The sequence below is a fragment of the Actinocorallia sp. A-T 12471 genome, assembly GCF_033875155.1.
In the GTDB taxonomy this organism is placed as follows: Bacteria; Actinomycetota; Actinomycetes; order Streptosporangiales; family Streptosporangiaceae; genus Actinocorallia.
Genome location: NZ_JAWZTE010000017.1, coordinates 96931 through 116961 on the forward strand (window position 1 = coordinate 96931; position 20031 = coordinate 116961).

The window sequence follows — 20031 nt, forward strand, 5'->3', positions numbered from 1 at the left end:
CCACACCTTTCTTACAGCGTCTGACCCGGCCGTCCGGAGCAGATCACAGAGCCTACTCGGAGCTTTCTCCCCCATAGGGTGGCCGAGTGAACTCCCGCCGGCTGAAGTCGATCTTCGTTCTGACCGCGCTGGGGTGCTGCCTGTACGGCGTGGCATCGCAGTGGCCGTCGATCGTTGACGCCCTGTCGCGGATGTCGCCCCCCGCTCTCGTCGGCGCGCTCGTGGCCGGGCTCGCCGGGCTCGGCTGCTGGATGCTGGGCTGGCGGGCCCTGCTCGCCGGGTGCGGAGCCCCCCTGCCGGTCCGCGCCACCACCAGGATCATGTTCCTCGGCCAGCTCGGCAAGTACGTGCCCGGATCCGTCTGGGCGCTCGTGGGCCAGGTGGAGCTCGCCAGGGGCTACGGGGTCGCCAGGACGGCCTCGGGGGCCGCCACGCTCCTGGCGATGGCCACAACGGTCGCGACGGGGTGCCTGACGGCCGCGGTGACGCTCCCGCTGACCTCGGCGGACGCCCTGCGCGAGTACTGGTGGGCCGTGGCGCTCACGCCGGTCCTGCTGGCCTGCCTGCACCCCTGGGTGGTCACCCGGGCGCTGAACCTCGCGCTGCGGCTCGTGCGCAGGCCAGTGCTGGACAGGTCGGTCCCGGCCCGCACGATGGCCGCGGCGGTCGCCTGGACGCTGCTCGGCTGGGTGTGCTTCGCGGTGCACCTGTGGCTGCTGGCCCCGTCGGGGTCGGTGCTGCTGGCGGGCGGCGCGTACGCGCTGGCGTACGTGGTCGGCTTCCTGGTGATCCTCGCGCCCGGCGGGCTCGGCGCGCGCGAGGCCGCGCTCGTGCTGGCGCTCGGCCCGGTCATGGGGCAGGCCGACGCGCTCGTCCTCGCCCTCGCCTCGCGCGCGGTCCTGACCCTCGCCGACCTGATCTGGGCCGCCGTAGGACGGCTCCAGAAAGCCCCGGAGAACGGGAATCAACCGGCGCCCCGCGGCCTTGTCCCCGAGGACGATCACCGCCTGAAGGAGATTCGTGATTACTGAGGAGAGCTCGTGACCGCGACGACAGCCACCACCTCCGCCACCGACGCCGACTTCACCGCCGAGGTGCTCGACGCCGACCTGCCCGTCCTCGTGGACTTCTGGGCCGAGTGGTGCCCGCCGTGCAAGATGATCGCGCCAGTCCTTGAGCAGATCGCCGCCGAGTACGCCGGGCGGCTCAAGGTCGTCAAGGTGGACATCGACCAGAGCACCGAGACCGCGCGGGCGTACGGCATCCTCAGCGCGCCGACCCTGAACCTCTACAAGGGCGGCGAGGTCGTCGCCCAGATCGTCGGGGCACGGCCGAAGCGGGCCCTGCTCAGCGCGATCGAACCGCACCTGTAGACGGTCAGGCCGTCAGCGCGGCCAGGTAGGCGGCCCAGACGGGTTCGGGGTCGGGGCGCTCGACCCTGGCGCGGAACCCGTCGGGGTCGGCAAGCAGCTTCTCGATCGCCGCGCGCAGGCCGACGGGGTCGTCGGGATCGGCCAGGACGCCGTCGATCCCGTCACGTACCTGCGCCGGGAACCCGCCGACGCGGGTCGCCACCACCGGCGTCCCGTGCTCGAAGGCCATCAGCACGTTCTGCGACGCCGTCGCCGACCGGTACGGCAGCACGAGCGCGTCGGCGGCACGCAGCAGCCCCGGGATCTCCTCGGCCGGAAGGTACCCGGGCCGCAGGTCCACCCGATCTCCGATCCCGAGCGACGCGATCAGCTCGCGGGTCTCGTCGAGCCCCGCCCAGAACTCCCCCGCGACGGTCAGCCGCACGCCCTCGGGAAGCGCCCTGAGCAGCACGTCAAGCCCCTTGTAGGGCCGGACGATCCCGAAGAACAGCAGCCCGCCTCCCCCGCCCCGCCCCTCTTGCCCGCCTGACGCGGGAAGGTGCATCGGCAACTCCGCGACGCGCACCTCGGCATCCGTAAGGCTCTCCGCCAAGGCCCCCTGCTCCGGGGTGTGCGTAAGAACCGTCCCCACACGTCGCAGAAGCGCCCGCATCAACGGCCCGTCGTAAGGCTTCGGCTCATGCGGCAGCACGTTGTGGCACAGCGCGACGGCCTTAGCCCGCGATCCGAGCCCCCGAAGAATCCCCAGATAAGCCGGCACCTGCACCGACGACAAGACCGCGAACACCACAAGGTCGTAAGCCCGCAGCCGTCTCCCCGCCCGGTACCACCCGTCCGGACGACGCCAAGACAACCGGCGGTAGGTGGCCGGGAACAACTCGCCCTCAGGCACGTCGATGGTCTGCTGTCCCGGATACAGGAACCCCGGGTACTGCGCCTTCCACGACTCAAGGACGACCTCGTGCCCCGCCGCCGCGAGCCGGTGCGCGAGTTCCGTGGTGTGCCGCGCCCCGCCGCCCTTGTAGGGGAAGGCCGGGCCGACGAGCGCGATCCGCACGCCGGGCCCTAGACGTCGCCGCGCGAGCGGACGATGAGATCCGCGAGCAGCGCGAGGGAGACCGTCAGCAGGCCGCTCATGAACATCAGCATCGTGTTGTTCGACAGGTAGAGCAGGTTGTGCGTGAACTGGTCGATGACCGCCTTGGCCAGGGCGAGGCCGAGCAGCCACAGGGCGAGCGGCATGAGGACCTTGAGCGGGTTGAAGTACATGATCATCCGCAGCACCTGGAGGATGTAGCGGTAGGCGTCCTTGGTGAAGTGGAACTTTGACTTGCCCGCGCGCTTGGCGTAGTCGATGGGCAGGTACCGGACGCCGTGCTGGTTGCACAGGAACGCGAGCGTGATCGTGGTGACGCAGGAGAACCCGGGCGGCAGCAGCCGCAGGTAGGGCCTGGCGACCTCGCGGCGGAACGCGCGCAGCCCCGAGTTCAGGTCGGGGATCTTGGAGCCGGACAGCCGCTCGGCGATCTTGCGAATCGCCCACTTGGCCGGGACCCGCAGCACCTTGTGCGAGCCCTCCTCGGTGAGCCGCGCGCCGACGACCTGGTCGACCGTCGGGTCGGTGTCGAGGATCTCCACGAGCTCGGGGATGCGCTCGTTGGGGTAGGTCATGTCGGCGTCGGTCCACACCACGATGTCGCCGCGCGCCTGCTGGCTGCCCACCCGCCGGATCGTGCCCGACCCGCTGTTGTGGTGGAACGGGATGACGCGCAGGTGCGCGAAGCGCGGCTCGGCCTCGCGGAGCCTGGCGAGCGTGTCGTCGGTGGAGCAGTCGTCGAACGCGAGCAGCTCATAGGTGTGCCCGCTGGCGTCCATCGCCTTGGCGATGCGCTCGACCTCGTCGACCACGTGGTCCTGCTCGTTGTAACAGGGCAGGACGACGGTGACGTGCACGGGTTGCTGCTCAGTGCTCACGCCGCCCAACCCTACCGAGCCCCGCGCCCTCGGCTACAAGACGACAACCAACGACACTTCCGCCATACTGCTGCACACCTTGAAACACTCCGGGAATCGGGCAGGGCTCATGCGCGGCGGAATCGACTACGACCTCGACTTTCTGGAGACGCCGGAGATCAGCGGGGCGTACGAGACCGCGCAGCCGCACGGCAAGTCCTGGAAGATCATCCAGTGGGTGTCGATCGCGCTCGCGGCGGTGGTCGTCATGGGGAGCCTGACCGCGTACGGCTTCTATTACAAGCTGACGGGCAACATCAAGCAGGAGAACGACACAGGCAACCTGATCGACGCCAACCGGCCGCAGAAGCTGGACAGTTCGGTCAACATCCTGCTACTGGGGTCCGACAGCCGGGGCGGCAAGAACGCGGGCTACGGGCACGTCGACGGGGAACGGTCCGACACCGCGATCGTGCTGCACCTTTCGGCGGGCGGCGAGAAGGCCGTCGCGATCAGCTTCCCGCGCGACTCCTACGTGCAGATCCCCGAGTGCAAGGACAAGGACGGCAAGACGGTCCCCGGCCGCACCGACAAGATCAACTCCGCGTTCGCCTACGCGGGCGCGTACTGCACCTGGGCGACGATCGAGAGCCTCACCCAGATCCGCATCGACCACTTCGTCAAGGTCGACTTCGCGGGCTTCCGCGACATCGTCGACGCGCTCGGCGGCGTCGAGATCTGCTCGCCCAAGGCGTTCAGCGACCCCAAGGCCCAGCTCGTCATCCCCAAGGCGGGCCGGCAGAAGATCAACGGCAAGCAGGCGATCGGCTGGGCGCGCACCCGCTACCAGCTCGGCGACGGCACCGACCTCGGCCGCATCCAGCGTCAGCAGCAGCTGATGAGCTCGATCGTGCAGAAGGTGACGACCAAGGGCATCCTCACCGACCCCGGCAAGCTGCTCGGGTTCGTCAACGCCGCGACCAAGTCGCTGAAGACCGACGAGGGCTTCAACTCGACCGAGATCATGGACCTGGCGACCAAGGTCAAGGGCATCAACCCCAAGAGCATCAGGTTCATCACCGTGCCCTGGCGGTACGCCACCGAGGCCGAGCGGGCCTCGAACCCGGCGCTCGCGGGCGTCGTCTTCTGGCAGGACGAGAAGGCGCAGGAGCTGTTCGACGCGGTGCGCCGCGACAACAAGATGCCGAAGAACACCAAGCCCAAGGGCGACAAGCCGACCGCGGCGGCCGACGGCGGCGGCGCGGACGCGCCGACCACGCCGAAGGTCAAGGCCGCCGACGTCGTCGTCAAGGTCTACAACGGCACCGACCGGCAGGGCCTGGCGGGCCGGGCCGTCACCGACCTCACCGCCAAGAAGTACCAGGCGTCGCTCGGCTCGACCGGCAGCTACCAGGGCGGCACCCTCAAGGAGACGGTCATCGCCTTCGGCGCGGGCGGCGAGGCGGCCGCAGCGCTGCTCGGCAAGCTGCTCCCGGACGTCACCCCGAAGCTCGACGACACGCTTGAGGCCGGGACCGTCCACCTCTACCTCGGCGCGGACTACGCGGGCCTCGGCTCGGCGGCGTCGTCCATCCCGAAGGTGGACGACGAGGTCAAGGCGTCCGACGACATCTGCAAGACCGGCGTCTGAGGCTAGGGCCTGGCGATCTCCGCCATCCAGACCGTGATCGTCAGCGACCAGGTCGAGCGCGGCCGCGACTCCAGGGCGTGGCCGTCCTGACGGGTCCGCAGGTCGACGACCTGCCGTGCCTCGCCGTACGGGGACACGTCGGGCGCGTTCGCGCCGAGCACGACGGCCCTGCGGCCGCGTTCCAGGATGCGGGCGGCGACCCTGTCGACGTCGGCCTTGTCGGCCCCGTCCACCCGGGCCGTCGGGATGCCGCAGGTGTTGCGCAGCACGGGTGAGAAGCGGTCGGCGGTCACCCGTTCGGTGATCAGCACGGTGACGCCCTGCCCGAGCTGCCGGCACAGCGCCCGGACCGCGGCGTTCTCGCCCTGGTCGACCGGCTTGAGCACGAGCCCCGCCGACGCGGCCCCGATCGGGAACGTCAGCGCGAGCGTCCCGGCGGCGGCGAACAGGAACGTCACGGCACGGCCGTACCCGCTGCGCCGCACGCGACGGGTCGCCCACGCCAGCGCCCACACCGCGAACAGCAGCAGCCCGGGGATCACGACGGACACCAGCCGCCGCGACGCCCACGGGTGGTCGGGGGTGATCCCGGGACGCAGCAGCGTCGCGACGGTCGTCAGCGCGATCAGCCCGTACGGCAGCACCCATTCCGGCGACGCCCTGCGCAGCATCCGGCGGAGCAGCAGCGCCGCCCCGGCCGTCGCGAGGATCAGCGCGGGGACGCCGACGTACCAGGCGACCCAATGCAGGGACAGTTCGGTGTACTGCCGGGTGCCGTCCACGGGAAGCCCGATCGCCTCCTGGATGTAGGCGATGTACTGGGAGTTGAACTCGTCGTCGGCGTTGGCGGGGATGCGCCGCACGGTCTGCACGTAGGGCCGGACCGCGAGGGCGAGCAGGAACACGACGGTGAGCGCGGCCGCCACGTCGGGGATGCGGCCGCGCGCCACCCAGTCGCCGCCGCGCCGGAACGACACGGGACGCCACCGCCACAGCGCAGCCATCAGCACGGTCCCGAGCACGGTGAGGCCGGTGACCGCGAGCAGCGGCGTCAGCGAGCCGCTCAGATAGGTGAGGTACGGCCGGGACAACAGGTAGCCCTCGAGGAGGCCCGCGCCCGCGCCGACCGCGACGCCCGCCGCGAGCGGCAGCCCGGTCGGGCGGCGGCGCGCGAACAGCACCCCGGCGAAGACGATGACGGGCAGGATGTCGCGCAGGCCGTCGATCCTGACCAGCACCACGAGGCCGAACGCGAGCCCGGCGAGGAACGCGCGGGCCTTGCCGTCGCGCAGGTCGCGCACGTCGTGCAGCAGGCACAGACCGCCGAGCAGCAGCACGAGCGCCGCCGACTCGCTGTAGGTCGAGCGGGAGACGAACATCACCGGCCAGCACAGCGCGAACGCCGCCGCGCCGACCGGGCCCCACAGCGGGCCGACGAGCCGGGCGGTGAGGCCGCCGAACGTCAGCACCGCGCACGCGCCCAGCAGCGGCGAGACCGCCAGCAGCGCGCCGGTCCCGCCGATCCAGCCGCCGAGCGCGAGCAGGATCGGCAGCCCGGCCATGAACTGGGGGTGGATCGCGGCGTCGCCGTCGGCGTAGAAGCCCGGGCTGTCGAACCGCAGGACGGGGTCGGGCCCGCCGAACGCCCACAGCGACGGCGAGATCGGCAGGCCGCCGTGCCCGTTCAGCCATGCCGCGAACTGCGCGTAGGTCGCCGGGTCGCGCCGGACGATCACCTGCTCGGAGTTGAACTCCAGCTGCACCACGAAGAACACGAGCGCCACGAGCACGACGCCGACGGGCGGCAGCCAGGCGAGCCGGGGCCCGGGTCTCGCCGGGGCCTTGGTCGAGCCGCGGAACCCGATCGTCAGGGTCGCGGCCGCGGCCAGCGGGAACAGGGCGAGCGCGGGCCCGATCGTGAAGGAGCCGAGCAGCAGCAGGGGAAGTCCGACGACGAGCCAGGCGACCACCAGCAGGGCCGGTGCGACGCTGAGCCGCGCCAGCGGGGTGGGCGGTACCGCTGGGGTTGTCACGGTGCAGCAGGCTAACGGGTGCCCCGTGTGAAAACCGTGAGGCGTCGGGGCCGGTGACGGCCGCGCGACGCGCGCGTCATCACCTGCCGGGGCGGCGCGTCGGTACCCTTCCGCCATGGATCTCCTGCGCGGATCGGCCCAGCGCCCGCTGGTGACCTTCTATGACGACTCCACCGGCGAACGCCTCGAGTTCTCCCGCCGCACCTTCGACAACTGGACCGCCAAGACCGCGAACCTGCTGGTCGACGGGCTGGGCGCGCAGCCGGGCGGCCGCGTCGTCATCGATCTTCCGCTGCACTGGCAGACCGCGGTGTGGATCTTCGCGGCCTGGTGGGCGGGTCAGGAGGTCGTGCTCGGGCGCGACGCCGTCGTCGAGGAGGAGGGCCTGTGGGTGACCGCCGACCCGGCTTCCGCGCCCGACTGGCCCGACGAGGTCGTCGGCCTGTCACTCGACGCGATGGGCGCGCCCCTCAAGGACGCGCCCGCCTGGGTGACGGACTACGCGGTCGAGGTCAGGGCGTATGGCGACCGTTTCTCTCCGTATGTACACTCGGGCCCCAAGCTCACTGTGACGAACACCACATTCGACACATCACAACTGGATACCGAAATAGCCTCCTTCCTCCAGAAGCACAGGCTGCACGCCGATGATCGGGTTCTGGTGGCCGCCCCGTTCACCGACGCGCGGAGCCTCATCTCCGGCCTGCTCGCCCCGCTCCGGGCGGAAGGATCGGTCATACTTTGTCGCGACCTTGCCGATGATCTGGTGCCGCGCCGGATCGAAACGGAGCATGTGACCGCAGTAGCCGGACTGGAAACGCCGTACGCCACCGTGCGCCGTCTCCCGTGACCTACTCTCGTGGAGCCATGAACAGCCCCCTGTATCTCGACTACGCCGACGACGCGAAGACGCCGGAGCCGGAGACCCTGGAGAACAAGGGGGTCTCCAAGGGCTGGAAGGCGCTCGGCTGGGTGTCGGTCGCCATGTCCGGCGTGCTCGTCCTGGGCAGCATCTCCGCCTACGGCTACGCGCGGTACCTCGACGGCAGGATCACCCGGTTCGAGGCCCCCGAGGGCGTCGCCGCCCCGCCGAAGCTGAACGAGGCAGTCAACATCCTGCTGCTCGGCTCGGACTCCCGGCAGGGCAAGGACAACGAGAAGTACGGCAAGAGCCTGGCGGGCGAGGTGCCGCGCGCCGACGCGACGATCCTCATGCACTTCTCCCCCGGCGGCGGCGCGGTCACCGGCATCAGCTTCCCGCGCGACCTCATGGTCGACATCCCCAGCTGCCAGACGCGCGAGGGCGGCACCTCGGCCCCGCAGCGCGGCATGATCAACTCGGCGTTCTCCATCGGCGGGGCCACCTGCACCTGGAAGACCGTCCAGACGATCACCAACATCCACATCGACCATGTGGCGGTCGTGGACTTCGCGGGGTTCAAGGGCGTCGTTGACGCGATCGGCGGCGTCCAGATCTGCCTGCCGAACGACGTCAACGACAAGGACAGCAAGCTCAACCTGAAGAAGGGCAAGCACAACGTGAAGGGCGAGACCGCCCTGGCGTACGTGCGGGCCCGCCACGGCCTCGGCGACGGCTCCGACCTCAGCCGCGTCAAGCGCCAGCAGCAGTTCCTCGGCTCGGTCGCCAAGAAGGCGCTGAGCCAGGGCGTCCTGGGCAACCCGGTGAAGCTGAACGCGATGCTGCGCTCGGTCACCAAGACCGTCGAGGTGGACGAGGACTTCACGCTCGAGGCGATGGTCGACCTCGGCACCAAGCTCAAGGACGTCAAGCTCAACAAGATCCGCTTCGTGACGGTCCCCTACGCCCCCTACGCGCCCGACCCCAACCGGGTCGCCCTCGCCCAGCCCGACGCCAACACCTTCTTCTCGCAGATCGCCAACGACAACGAGATCGAGGACATGAACAAGAAGGAGACCGTCCCGGCCTCCGAGGTTCAGGTGAAGGTGCTGAACGGCAGCGGCATCGAGGGCGCGGCCGCGCGCACCGGCGAGGCGCTGACCGCCAAGGAGTTCCAGGTCCTGTCGGTCGGCAACCCCAAGGAGATGCCCGCCGAGACCCAGATCCTCTACGGCGAGGGCGCGGAGGCCGCCGCGAACACGTTGGCCAAGCAGGTCTCCGGCGTGAAGCCCGTCCCGTCGCAGAAGGTCGCCGCGGGCACCGTCCACCTCGTGCTCGGCCCCGGCTGGACGGGCCTGGTCACCAAGACCAAGCTGCCCAAGAAGCTCGACGGCGAGATCAAGGCCGGCGACAACATCTGCGCGCAGACCTGACCGACTCCCGGCTGAGGCCCCGCCAAGGCCCCACTACGGCCCCACCAAGATCCGGCAAAGGGTCATTAATATTCGGTGATTTCCCCGTGATCCCCGGTCACGCTCCGCTGCTAGGTTCTCACCCACCTTTCAGCAGGCTCTCATGTGGGATCCACCTTGACCCAGATCACCGTCCCGGGACCGGCGCAGGCCAAGCAGACGGCGCAGGCGGCGCAGACCGCCGTGCCGAAGGCGCGCGACCCGTTCTTCGACAACGCCAAGTACCTGGCGATCCTCCTCGTGGTGATCGGGCACTCGATCGTCGGCATGCGCACGACCGTCGAGGCGGCGGGCGGCCTCTACACGTTCCTCCACCTGTTCCACATGCCGCTGTTCATCGTGATCACCGGCTACTTCTCGCGGACCTTCTCCTTCAGCCGCCGCAAGGCGCAGCGGCTGCTGACGAACGTCGGCGTCCCGTATGTGATCTTCGAGGTCGCCTACTCGCTGTGGGAGTGGCACTTCAACCACAAGCCCACCCTGGAGATCAGCCTCCTCAACCCGATCTACCTCACCTGGTTCCTGCTCGCCCTGTTCCTGTGGCGGCTGTCGACCCCGGTGTGGCAGCAGATCCGGTGGCCGCTCGGCGTCGCGGTGGGCATCTCGCTGCTCGCCTACACCGCGCCGCTCGCCGACGACCTGGAGATGCACCGGGTCTTCGGCCTCGCCCCGTTCTATGTCCTTGGCCTGTGCCTGCGTCCCGAGCACTTCGAGGTGCTGCGCCGCCGGTGGGCGCGTCCGGTGGGGGCCGCGGTGCTCGCCGCCGCGTTCGCCGGCTCGTTCTGGGTCAAGGACCGGGTGGACTACCGCTGGTTCTACTGGCGCGACGCCCATGACCAGTTCGGCGTCGGCAACCTGACCGGGACGGCGATGCGGCTGGCGATGATGGTCACCGCGCTCGTGCTCGTCGCGGCGTTCCTCGCGGTGGTGCCGCGCGGCAGGCACTGGTTCACCGGGCTCGGCGCGGCGACGATCTTCTCGTACCTGCTGCACGGGTTCGTCATCAAGTACGCGCAGTTCCAGGAGTGGGACCACGCGGCGTTCCTGCAGAACGGGTTCGGGCTCGTCGCGACTGTCGTTTTCGCGGTCGTTCTGGGCACCGCGCTGTGCACGCCGCCGGTGCGGAAGATATTTCGCTGGGCGGTAGAACCCCGGGCAAGCTGGGCATTCACCCGGAAGTGATGCAGAACACGCTTATTACAGGTGCCCATCGGGCAGATGAACCAGGCTTGACGCGTGCCGGAAGTCTGTAGAGTCGTCGGATGCCGCACGCGTGATCGTGATCCTCAGGGCACGGTCGGTGCCTCGGTAGACTCGCGGCAGTCCTGCCGCCGGCCAAGCCTCCATTGCTGGAAACGGATTCATCTGGAATGAGCAGCGTGTTCCTGAGTGTCATCGTGCCCGTGCACGGCGTCCAGGGTTACCTCCGCCAGTGCCTCGACTCGATCCTCTACCCCGGTTGCCCCGGCCTCGAAGTGATCGCGATCGATGACAAGTCCCCGGACGGCTGCGGCGCCATCCTGGACGAGTACGCGTTGCGTGACCCGCGGCTGCGGGTCGTCCATCTGGAACAGAACGTGGGCCTCGGCGAGGCGCGCAACGTCGGCCTGTCGCTGGCCACCGGCGAGTACGTCTGGTTCTTCGACAGCGACGACTACGCCGCCGACGGCGCGGTGTCCTCGGTCTACGACCGGCTCCAGGAGACCCGTCCCGACGTCCTGATCTTCGACTACGCGCGCGCCTACTGGCACGGCAAGGTGCAGCGCAGCGTCATCAACAAGCTCTTCCGCGAACCCCCCGCCCCCGACGTCTTCGCGCTCAAGGACAGGCCGAGCGTCCTCCAGCTGATGATGACCGCGTGGAACAAGGCGATCCGCCGGGAGTTCCTCGTCGACCTCGGCCTCAAGTTCAGCGGCGGGTACTACGAGGACATCAACGTCACGTACCCGATCCTGATGGCCGCCGACAAGCTCAGCCTTCTTGACGACGTCGTCTACATCTACCGGCAGCGCAGGCGCGGCGCGATCACCCGCACCGGCGGCAAGAAGCACTTCGACGCGTTCGCCCAGTACGAGCGCATCTTCGCGTTCATGGACGCGCACCCGGAGACCGACCAGTACCGTCCGCTGATGTTCGACAGGACGATCTGGCACCTGCTGATCATCCTCGGCCGCGGCGACCGGGTGCTGCCCGAGGACCGGGCGAAGTTCTTCGCCGGCATGTCGAAGATCTACAACACGTTCCGGCCCAAGACGCACACGCTGCCCGAGGACCCGCAGCTCGCGGCCAAGTACAAGCTGATCGAGAAGAACAACTACCGCGCGTTCGCCACCTCCAAGCGGCTGAACGAGCAGCGCCTGGCGGCCAAGCAGCGGCTGCGCAAGACGCGGAAGCACGCCCGGCGCGCGGTCAACTTCGCCAAGGGCAAGGCCAAGGGCCTGTACTACCGGGCGCAGCTGCGCATGCCGCTCGACCCGAACCTCGCGGTCTACGCCGCGTACTGGTACCGGGGCTACGCCTGCAACCCCGCGGCGATCTACGAGAAGCAGAAGGAACTCGCGCCGCAGATCAAGGGCGTGTGGGTGGTCCGGCGCGGCGCGCACACCACGATGCCCGACGGCGTCCCGTACGTCGTCGCCGGATCGCGGGCGCACTCGCGGCTGATGGCGCGCGCGAAGTACTTCGTGAACAACGTGAACTTCGTGGACGACCCCGTCAAGCGCAAGGGGCAGGTCCACGTCCAGACCCAGCACGGCACCCCGCTGAAGAAGATGGGCCTCGACCAGATGGAGTTCCCGGTCAGCGCCGGGGACATGGACTTCCGCGAGCTGATCATGCGCGCGGACCGGTGGGACTACCTCGTGTCGTCCAACCCGCTGTCCAGCGAGGCGTGGGACCGGGGCTTCCCCTGCTCCTACGAGATGCTCGAGGTCGGCTACCCGCGCAACGACAGGCTCGTGCGCGCCACCGAGGCCGAGCGGACGAAGCTGCGCAAGCAGCTCGGCATCAAGCCGGGGGTGAAGGCGATCCTGTACACGCCGACCCACCGCGACTACATGAAGCGGTTCGTGCCGCAGTTCGACCTTGTCGAGTTCGTCAAGACGCTCGGGCCCGACTACGTCCTGCTGCTGCGCGCCCACTACTTCTACAAGCCGAAGGACCGCGGGCTGCCCGAGGACAGCATCATCGACGTGTCCGGCTACCCGACCGTCGAGGACCTGATGATCGCGTCCGACGCGCTCATCACGGACTACTCGTCCATCATGTTCGACTACGCGGTCCTGGAAGACCGGCCGATCGTGATCTACGCGAACGACTGGGACACCTACAAGCGGACCCGGGGCGTCAACTTCGACCTGTCGCAGCAGCCCCCCGGCGTGTTCGCGCAGACCCAGGACGAGCTCACCGACGCGTTCCTGTCCGGCCGCGCCTGGGGCGACTCGGCGGCCAAGGACCGGGTGGAGTTCCGCGCCAGGTTCTGCCCGTGGGACAACGGCAGCGCCGCCGAGCGCGTCGTGCGCCGCGTCTACCTGGGCCAGGAGCTGCCCAAGCCGGGCCGGTAGCCGACCGGTCTTCCGCTGACGTCGGGGCCCTTCTTCATCGTGAAATGCGGTGAAGAAGGGCCCTTTTTTGCTGTGGGGTCCGGGGCTGTGGGGTACGGGCTGTGCTGGGGCTGGCTGTGGGGAAGCGGAGGTTTTTGTCGCTTTTCATGAAACTTGTCCGGTCTGGTGATGTGAGATGTCCCGGTTTCTTGAAAAGAGCCGGTGAAGATCCGGTAATGTCGCGCGCTGATGTTCTTGTACGGGGCTGGGGAGGTTCGGGGTGCTCAGGAGCAAGGGTCACAGACGCGGGCTCGCCGTGATGCTGGCGGCGGTCACGGCGGCCGGGGCGGTCGCGGGACTACCGGGGACGGCATCCGCGGCGGGCGGCGGAGTGAAGTCGCACATCGTGTTCAACAACCCCCTGACCCCCAAGGGCGCGAAGAACATCGAGAACCGCATCACCAAGCTCGTCAAGGGCGCGCGGCCCGGTAGCAAGATCCGCATCAGCGTCTTCCGCTTCTCCAACGCCTACGGCATCGCCGACGCCCTCATCGCCGCCTCGCGGCGCGGCGTCGACGTCAGGATCGTCGCCGACAAGTACTCGCTCCAGCGCTGGGGCCCGGACTACGCGCCGACCGGCCTGGAACGCGTCCGCGACGCGATCGGCGGCGACAAGGTCATCACCTGCCCGCAGACCCGCGCGTGCATCGGCGAGAAGCTGAACCACACGAAGTTCTTCCTGTTCAGCAACACCCGGGGCACCCGCAACGTCGTCGTGCAGACGTCACAGAACCTCAACGCGACCGGCGGCACCGGGACCGACTGGAACGACGCCGTCGTCCTGGCGAACGCCACGGGCACGTACAACGCCTACAACCGGTACTTCAACGACCTGTGGGCGCGCAAGCCGTTCGCGAACTACTGGAAGAAGCGCGGCGGCGAGGTGACCAGCAGCGAGGGGAACGTCCAGTTCTTCCCGAAGGCCAGGCAGACCCACGACCCCGTCGCGCGGACGCTGCGCGAGGTCAAGTGCGTCTACACCCACAAGGGCAAGCAGCGCAAAAGCCACATCCGCATCACCACCGGCAAGTTCAACGACAAGCGCCGTGAGGTCATCTCCGCGCTGTCGTCCCTGGCCCGCAAGGGCTGCAACGTCGAGGTGATGCTCACCGTCGACCCCGCCGACGGCGGCCGCACCTCGGTCGTCGGCGCGCTGCGCGGCGCGGGCGTCAAGGTCTACGACTTCGGCGCGTACACCAGCCCGAACATCATGCACTCCAAGTACACGCTCATCTCCGGCCAGCGCGGCACGAAGGTCGGCAAGTGGGTCTGGACCGGCTCCGCCAACCTCACCTGGGGCTCCCTCCACCAGGACGACGAAGCCATCCTCCAGATCAAGCGCCTAGGCAACCTCGGCCCAGCCAAGATCCACGCCAAATACGCCTGCAACTTCGCCCGCGCCAAGGCCCAATTCCAAGGCCGCCCCATCCCCAAACCCAACTGCAAGTAACCCTTCAAACGCCAGGGCCCCCCTTCCCCGGAAGGCGGGCCCTTCCTCATCCCACCCGATCTACGCCCACCCCGCCCCCTAACCCCACCCACCCACCCACCCAGCAGACAAACCACCCCAAACGGCCACATCTTCCTGGTGTGGGAGTAGTCGTTGCGTTGGCGCTGCGGAAGGGGAGTCGCGCGCCTACCGTGGGAGGTGTCGGGACGGCACGGGAAGGGGCGGGGCTATGCGGGACGGCACCACTGACGTCGGGGACCGGCTGAGGGCGCTGCGGCGGCGGAGGGGGCTCAGTCAGGAACGGCTCGCCGAGGCGGCGGGGCTTTCGCTGGGGGTCGTCAAGAAGATCGAGCGGGGCGGGTCGGCGCGGATGGAGACGTACCACGCGCTCGCCCGCGCGCTTGGGGTGGAGACCGTCTGGTTCGTGTCCCCGGCGTCGCCGAGGCCCGTCGAGGGCGTGCACGACGAGGCGATCCTCGCCGACATGCGCGCAGCGATCATTCCGCCCGTCGCGCTCAGCGGCCGCCCGCTGTACGGCACCGCCGACGACGACTCGCCCGACCTCGCGCGCCTGCGGCTGACGATCGCGAGCGTGGCGACGGCCTACCACGCGGACCGGTACGACGACCTCGCCGAGCTCATCCCGTCCCTGGTCCGATCGGCCCACCACCACGTCGACGTGTACGACGACCCCGGCCACGAGCGTGAACAGGCCCTGCGGCTGCGCGCGGACATCACCCAGCTCGCCGGCCGCTACCTGATCCAGGTGCGCTGTCACGACCTCGCGCTGATGGCGCTGCACCAGTCGCTGCGTGACGCGCTCGCCGTCGGCGACATGCCGCTCGCCGCCGCCGCGGTCTCCTCGCAGGCATGGGCGATGATGCGGCAGGGCAGGTTCGGCGAGGTGGAGCGCCTGTGCGCGGACACGTCCGACGAGATCGAGCCGCGGTTGTCGCGGGCCACGGCACGTGACCTGTTCGGGTGGGGCAAGCTGCTCACCCGGGCCGCGGCGGCCGCCGCCAGGAACAACCGGTTCACCGAGGCCCGCGACTACCAGCGCATGGCGACCGCCGCCGGGAACGCGCTAGGCCGCCAGCACAAGGACATGCCGGGCCACCAGGCGTTCGGGCCGGTCAACGTCGCGATGATGGGCACCGAGGTCGAACTGCTCGGCGGGCAACCCGACCGCGCCCTGGCCATCGCCGCGTCGATCGCGCGGAGCGCCGACGACGTCAACAACACGACGCTGAACCGGCACCGCCTCGATCTCGCGAGCGCCCACCTGCGGACGGGCAACAGCGACGAGGCCACCGAGATCCTCACCGGCCTGCGCCGCGACCACGGCGAGTGGCTCCAGTACCAGCAGTACGGCCGAGACGTCACCCGCGCCCTGCTCGCGACGAGGGCCCGCACGCTCACCACCGAACTGCGCGACCTCGCCGAGTTCATGAACGTCGAGGACTGAAGGTCACGCTCCATGCCCCTTCCGCCGCGTTCAACCTGAAAAGACCACGCCCCACAGCTGTCACCTCACCGTAACTCTCCGTACCGTCTCGGGCAACCCACTCATTCGGGGGTCCGAGATGGTCAGCGCCCGCCCGAGCACGGCGGAACTCCTCATGGCCGAGTACGGGCACGCCTGGGAGATCTGGCGCGAGCTCGGCCGCCAAGGCCACGGCGACTGGATCGCCCGCCGCCTCACCGACGACCATGAACTGCGCGCCGACACCATCCGGGCCCTCGCTGAACTCCTCAGGGAGGTTGTGCGATGACCTATGCGCAGACGGACGAGGAAGCCGCCGAACTGGCCACGCTGCAAGGCCGTTACACGGAGTGGCGGCTGTGGCGGGCGGGAGGCGGCTCGTGGATGGCGACCCGCTGCGACCTCACCGACGCCCAGAAGACCGTCGGCATGTCCCCCACGCTCATGGAACCCACCCGTCGCGCGCTCGCCTCCGAGTTGGCCGCCCAGGCCCTCACCGAGATCCACCTGTCCATGGGCTCCCCCTGCACGGTCGAGGCGGCCCGCACCCACCTCCGCGACCGCCTCCCCTGCTGCCCGGCCGCCTCGCCCCCCAAGCAAGCGCCGTGAGCGGGAAGGCGCTGGGGATCGAGACCGACGATCTGGTCGGCACGGCCGAGCGGCTGCCGGACGTCGTCGGGATCATCTGGCGGCGGATCGGCTGCGCCGGGTAAGGGCGGGGGTGTTCGGTGTCCCCGTCCTTGGGGTTATGGCTTGCCGAAGAGCTGGTCTACTACTCGGGAGGCGGCGTGGCCGTCTTCCAGGGAGCAGAAGCGGGTGTGGAAGGCTTCGTAGGGGGATTGGTATTTGGCGGCTACTTCGTCGAGGTTCTTGAGGGCGTCGATGAGGGATTGGGTGGTTTCCAGGAGGGGGCCGGGGGATTCGGTTTCGAAGTCGAAGTAGAAGCCGCGGAGTTTGTCGCGGTAGTGGGCGAGGTCGTAGGTGTAGAAGAGCATGGGGCGGCGGAGGTTGGCGAAGTCGAACATGACCGAGCTGTAGTCGCTGACCAGGACGTCGGCGGCGAGGTAGAGCTCGGCGATGTCGGGGTACAGGGACGCGTCGCGGACGAAGGGGGCGTCGGGTGCGCCGTCGACCACGTTCGGGTGGAGCCGGGCGACGAGCACGTGGTCGTCGCCGAGTTCCCGGCCGAAGAGGTCGAGGTCGATGTTCCAGTCGGCCTTGTAGCGGCCCGCGCCGTAGAACTGGTCGTCACGCCAGGTCGGCGCGTACAGGACGACCTTCTTGCCTTCGGGGATCTCCAGCCGTTCCCGGACGGAGGCGGCGATGGCGTCGGCGTCCGGGGAGTACAGGACGTCGTTGCGCGGGTAGCCGGCCTCGATGATCTCGCCCTCGTACTTGAACGCCCGGCTGAGGATCTTGGTGCTGAACGGGTTGGGCGACACGAGGTGCGTCCACTCCGGCAGCTTCACCTCGCCGACGGTCGCCGCGTGCGCCTTCTGCATGCCGGGCGCGTACGCGAAGTGGACCTCCTTGACGTCACGGCCCACCTTCTTCAGCGGGGTGCCGTGCCACGTCTGCAGGACGGTCTGGTCGGGGTGCCGTCGGAACCAGTCGCCGATCCGGTGGTTGGTGACGATGTACCGCGACGAGTGCACGGCCTCGTGCCAGTCACGCCCGTTCAGCCGGACGGCCTTGGCCGTCGGCGGCAGCTCGACCTGCGCGTCGCCGACCACCCACAGCTGCTCGAGGGTGCTGCCCCTGCGGACCAGCTCCTCGTGGATGGCCTTGGTGCTGTCGGAGTACTGCCGCCCGTTGAAGCAGGAGAACAGGACGGCGTCGCGCAGCCCCTCTTCCTTCACCTTCAACCTGGCCTCCTGACGCATCCGCGTCGCCGCCCCCTGCTCCTCGGCCCGGATGTTGCTCCCGACCTCGAGGACGACCCGTCCCCCCTGGCTCTCCACCGAGTACTGCCGGTACTCGACCTCGACGGGTTCGGGAAGCGCCGCCTCGTCAACGAGCCGGACGGCGAGCGGCCTGCCCTCCCCATGCCGGAACAGGACATCCCATCGCCCCGCCCGCAACGGCAAAGTGCCCGCGAGCGACTTGATCCGGGTGAGCGGCACGACGGTCTCGCCGCGCGTCATCGGGAAGGAGAGGTCGAGCTTGCGCCCACGCGACCGCAGCACGACCGTCCCGTCCCGATGCACCGGATGCGCACCCCGCAGGGTCAGCACACCCTCGCCGTCAAGCTCGGCAGTCTCCACCACATACCGGGCAGTCCGGACACTGAGCTGCGCATATCCCGAGGCATTGCGCCCGGCGATCGCCTCACGCTCCCCCCACAGCCGCTGCTCCGGCTCGACGTCCTCGGCCAGCACCGCCCGGACCCCGTCCACGTGGAACTGCCACGCGACTGTGTCGTCCAGCTTGGTCTCGTCAGGCCGCACATCGGGCAGGTCGGCGAGCGCGATCCGCGCGGTGAACCCGCCCGACCCCCCGGCCGTGACGTCGAACGCCGCGGTCTGGTCGCCGCGCACGAGCGTGAGCCGCCCGCCCTTCTTAGCGGCCTTCTTCCCCGGCGCGGGCGCGACCCCGGTGACCTCGAGCGCGTCGCCGTCCCACCGCAGCCCGGTGACCTTCACCCTGACGGTCTCGACCCGCAGCCGCAGCCGCTTGTCCACCATCTCCGGAACGATCCGGACATCATCCGCGACGTACCCGTAAGGCGGGTAAAGCCCGGACCCGGTGGACCCCGACTTCAACGGCCCGGACCGCAGCAGCCCGTCGGCGAACACCCAGGCGTGCACCTGCCAGACGCCGTCCTTCCAGCCGCCGCGCCTGCGCAGCTTCGCGGGGTCGACGGTGAACTCGATCCCCCGCCACGCCTTGCGCCGCTGCGACTGCCGCGCCCGCAGCCGAATCCGCCGCCTGCCCTGCCGCAGCGTGACGCCCTTCGCGGACGCCCAGCGCCGCCGCATCGACACCGAGGCGATGTCGGCCTGCCCGGAGACGGCGAGTTTCCCGTCCTTCCAGGAGATCTCCTCGACCCGCCCGCGCATCCGCACCTCAGGGCCCGCGAGGTAGACCTTGGCGGGGACGCCGAGCGCGTCGTCCTTCCAATAGGGGTAGACGACGTAGCGGCGCAGCCCGTCCCGCACGATCGACGGGTTCGCCCCGCCCCGCTCGTAGCGGACGACCTTCACCAACTCGGTCACCAGCCGCCGCGACGCGAGATGCCACTTGAGCCTGCTGAGCGCGCCGAGCTCCTGGAGCACTCGCGGCTCGATCGTCTCGACGAACTCGGCGGCCAGCTCGACGGTCCTGGCACGTGCCGCGGGGTCGGCGTCGGGGAGTGCGTCGAGGAAGGCGCGCAGTTCGCGGTCGAGCAGGGACCGTTCGAGCGAGCGGCGCAGCTTCGGCTTCCAGCGGCCCTCGAGCCTGCCGCGGATCGCGGCGACGGCGGCGAACGCCTCGGCGGCGTCGGCGGGGTCGGTGGAGGGCGGCGGCTGGAGCGGCGCGCGCCGCTCGACGGTGAAGTCGGGGACGATCTCGATCGCCGAGGCGAGCTGGTAGGCGCTCACGGCCACCGGGAGGTCGGGGAGCCGGTCGGTCTCGGGGAAGCGCAGTCCGGCGGCGTCCCAGAAGGAGCGGCGGAACAGCTTCGCGGTCGCGATCCTGTCGGCGCGCAGGCCGGGGCTCTTGGCGAGGGTGGTAGCGCGCTTGCGGGAGGCGAAGGGGCCCTTGTGCAGCCAGGAGCGCCACACGCCCCCGGACTCGGTGATCAGGGCGACGTTCCCCGCGGCGAAGTCCGAGCGGGACCCCGCGAGCGCGGTGTGCAGGAGTTCCAGCGCGTCGGCGGGGGTCCGGTCCCCCGAGTCGACGAAGAACAGGAACTCCCCCTTGGCCGCGCGCACGCCCACCTCGCGCGCGGCTCCCCGGCTCAGTCCCGACCCCGGCAGCGCGCGGAAGCGCTCGTCGGGCAGATCCACCGTGAGGGGGCCGTCGTGGACGACGATCGCCTCGAAGTCGGTGTGCGTCTGCCCGGCCAGCGACTCCAGGCTCTCGCCCGAGTGCTCGTCGCCCGAGACGAGCACGATGACACTGATCATCAGGAGTTCTCACATATTTAGGTGACAGTTCACGTGTCGTGCGAAT

15 protein-coding genes are annotated in these 20031 nt (G+C 69.5%); 11 read left to right on the forward strand and 4 right to left on the reverse strand.

The annotated features are described in order from the left end of the window. Positions 1-86: 86 nt before the first annotated feature. Both R9X44_RS32895 and trxA read left to right on the forward strand, forming a co-directional pair. A complete protein-coding gene (locus tag R9X44_RS32895) occupies positions 87-1031 on the forward strand; it encodes a lysylphosphatidylglycerol synthase transmembrane domain-containing protein (protein WP_319818271.1) in 945 nt (314 codons plus the stop codon). Positions 1032-1040: 9 nt separating this feature from the next. Then, positions 1041-1373, forward strand: coding sequence for a thioredoxin (trxA, locus tag R9X44_RS32900; RefSeq protein ID WP_319818272.1), 333 nt, complete (start codon positions 1041-1043; stop codon positions 1371-1373). A 4-nt stretch (positions 1374-1377) separates the two neighbouring features. On the opposite strand, the gene R9X44_RS32905 is transcribed toward trxA, so the two are convergent. Next, the gene (locus R9X44_RS32905; RefSeq protein ID WP_319818273.1) at positions 1378-2430 is read right to left on the reverse strand and encodes a glycosyltransferase family 4 protein; all 1053 of its coding nucleotides are present in this window, start codon (positions 2428-2430) and stop codon (positions 1378-1380) included. Positions 2431-2438: 8 nt separating this feature from the next. Beyond that, positions 2439-3347 carry a glycosyltransferase family 2 protein gene (locus R9X44_RS32910; RefSeq protein WP_319818274.1) on the reverse strand — a complete coding sequence of 303 codons (909 nt, stop codon included), beginning with the start codon at positions 3345-3347 and terminating at the stop codon, positions 2439-2441. 109 nt (positions 3348-3456) lie between these two features. Here R9X44_RS32910 and R9X44_RS32915 point away from each other — a divergent pair, with 109 nt between their 5' ends. After that, positions 3457-4977: an LCP family protein gene (locus R9X44_RS32915; protein ID WP_319818275.1), complete on the forward strand. Its 1521-nt coding sequence runs from the start codon at positions 3457-3459 to the stop codon at positions 4975-4977. 2 nt (positions 4978-4979) lie between these two features. On the opposite strand, the gene R9X44_RS32920 is transcribed toward R9X44_RS32915, so the two are convergent. After that, complete coding sequence (locus tag R9X44_RS32920; RefSeq protein ID WP_319818276.1) at positions 4980-7010, reverse strand: hypothetical protein; 2031 nt, start codon at positions 7008-7010, stop codon at positions 4980-4982. Positions 7011-7125: 115 nt separating this feature from the next. Between R9X44_RS32920 and R9X44_RS32925 the strand changes: the two genes are divergently transcribed. The 8 genes from R9X44_RS32925 (at position 7126) to R9X44_RS32960 (ending at position 16485) form a co-directional block, all read left to right on the forward strand. Next, a complete protein-coding gene (locus R9X44_RS32925; protein WP_319818277.1) occupies positions 7126-7860 on the forward strand; it encodes a TIGR03089 family protein in 735 nt (244 codons plus the stop codon). Positions 7861-7877: 17 nt separating this feature from the next. After that, positions 7878-9302, forward strand: a complete 1425-nt coding sequence (locus R9X44_RS32930) for an LCP family protein (RefSeq protein WP_319818278.1) — start codon at positions 7878-7880, stop codon at positions 9300-9302. Positions 9303-9458: 156 nt separating this feature from the next. Continuing rightward, positions 9459-10523, forward strand: a complete 1065-nt coding sequence (locus tag R9X44_RS32935) for an acyltransferase family protein (RefSeq protein WP_319818279.1) — start codon at positions 9459-9461, stop codon at positions 10521-10523. Positions 10524-10720: 197 nt separating this feature from the next. Then, complete coding sequence (locus tag R9X44_RS32940; RefSeq protein ID WP_319818280.1) at positions 10721-12904, forward strand: bifunctional glycosyltransferase family 2 protein/CDP-glycerol:glycerophosphate glycerophosphotransferase; 2184 nt, start codon at positions 10721-10723, stop codon at positions 12902-12904. 259 nt (positions 12905-13163) lie between these two features. Beyond that, entirely contained in the window at positions 13164-14393 is a 1230-nt protein-coding gene (locus R9X44_RS32945; RefSeq protein WP_319818281.1) for a phospholipase D-like domain-containing protein, read from the forward strand. A 229-nt stretch (positions 14394-14622) separates the two neighbouring features. Beyond that, positions 14623-15858 (forward strand): helix-turn-helix transcriptional regulator, encoded by a 1236-nt coding sequence (locus R9X44_RS32950; protein WP_319818282.1) that lies wholly within the window; start codon positions 14623-14625, stop codon positions 15856-15858. 118 nt (positions 15859-15976) lie between these two features. Next, positions 15977-16165 carry a hypothetical protein gene (locus tag R9X44_RS32955; RefSeq protein WP_319818283.1) on the forward strand — a complete coding sequence of 63 codons (189 nt, stop codon included), beginning with the start codon at positions 15977-15979 and terminating at the stop codon, positions 16163-16165. After that, complete coding sequence (locus tag R9X44_RS32960) at positions 16162-16485, forward strand: hypothetical protein (RefSeq protein ID WP_319818284.1); 324 nt, start codon at positions 16162-16164, stop codon at positions 16483-16485. Before R9X44_RS32955 ends, R9X44_RS32960 begins: the two co-directional genes overlap by 4 nt. Before the next feature lie 137 nt (positions 16486-16622). Here R9X44_RS32960 and R9X44_RS32965 read toward each other — a convergent pair whose 3' ends face one another. Next, positions 16623-19985, reverse strand: a complete 3363-nt coding sequence (locus R9X44_RS32965) for a bifunctional glycosyltransferase family 2 protein/CDP-glycerol:glycerophosphate glycerophosphotransferase (protein ID WP_319818285.1) — start codon at positions 19983-19985, stop codon at positions 16623-16625. Positions 19986-20031 lie beyond the last annotated feature (46 nt).

Bases quoted from the DNA above. Each gene is read 5' to 3' on its own strand.
- R9X44_RS32915 (WP_319818275.1), top strand. From the start codon at position 3,457: ATGCGCGGCGGAATCGACTACGACCTCGACTTTCTGGAGACGCCGGAG.
- R9X44_RS32925 (WP_319818277.1), top strand. From the start codon at position 7,126: ATGGATCTCCTGCGCGGATCGGCCCAGCGCCCGCTGGTGACCTTCTAT.
- R9X44_RS32930 (WP_319818278.1), top strand. From the start codon at position 7,878: ATGAACAGCCCCCTGTATCTCGACTACGCCGACGACGCGAAGACGCCG.
- R9X44_RS32950 (WP_319818282.1), top strand. From the start codon at position 14,623: ATGCGGGACGGCACCACTGACGTCGGGGACCGGCTGAGGGCGCTGCGG.
- R9X44_RS32955 (WP_319818283.1), top strand. From the start codon at position 15,977: ATGGTCAGCGCCCGCCCGAGCACGGCGGAACTCCTCATGGCCGAGTAC.
- R9X44_RS32960 (WP_319818284.1), top strand. From the start codon at position 16,162: ATGACCTATGCGCAGACGGACGAGGAAGCCGCCGAACTGGCCACGCTG.
- R9X44_RS32965 (WP_319818285.1), bottom strand. From the start codon at position 19,985: ATGATCAGTGTCATCGTGCTCGTCTCGGGCGACGAGCACTCGGGCGAG.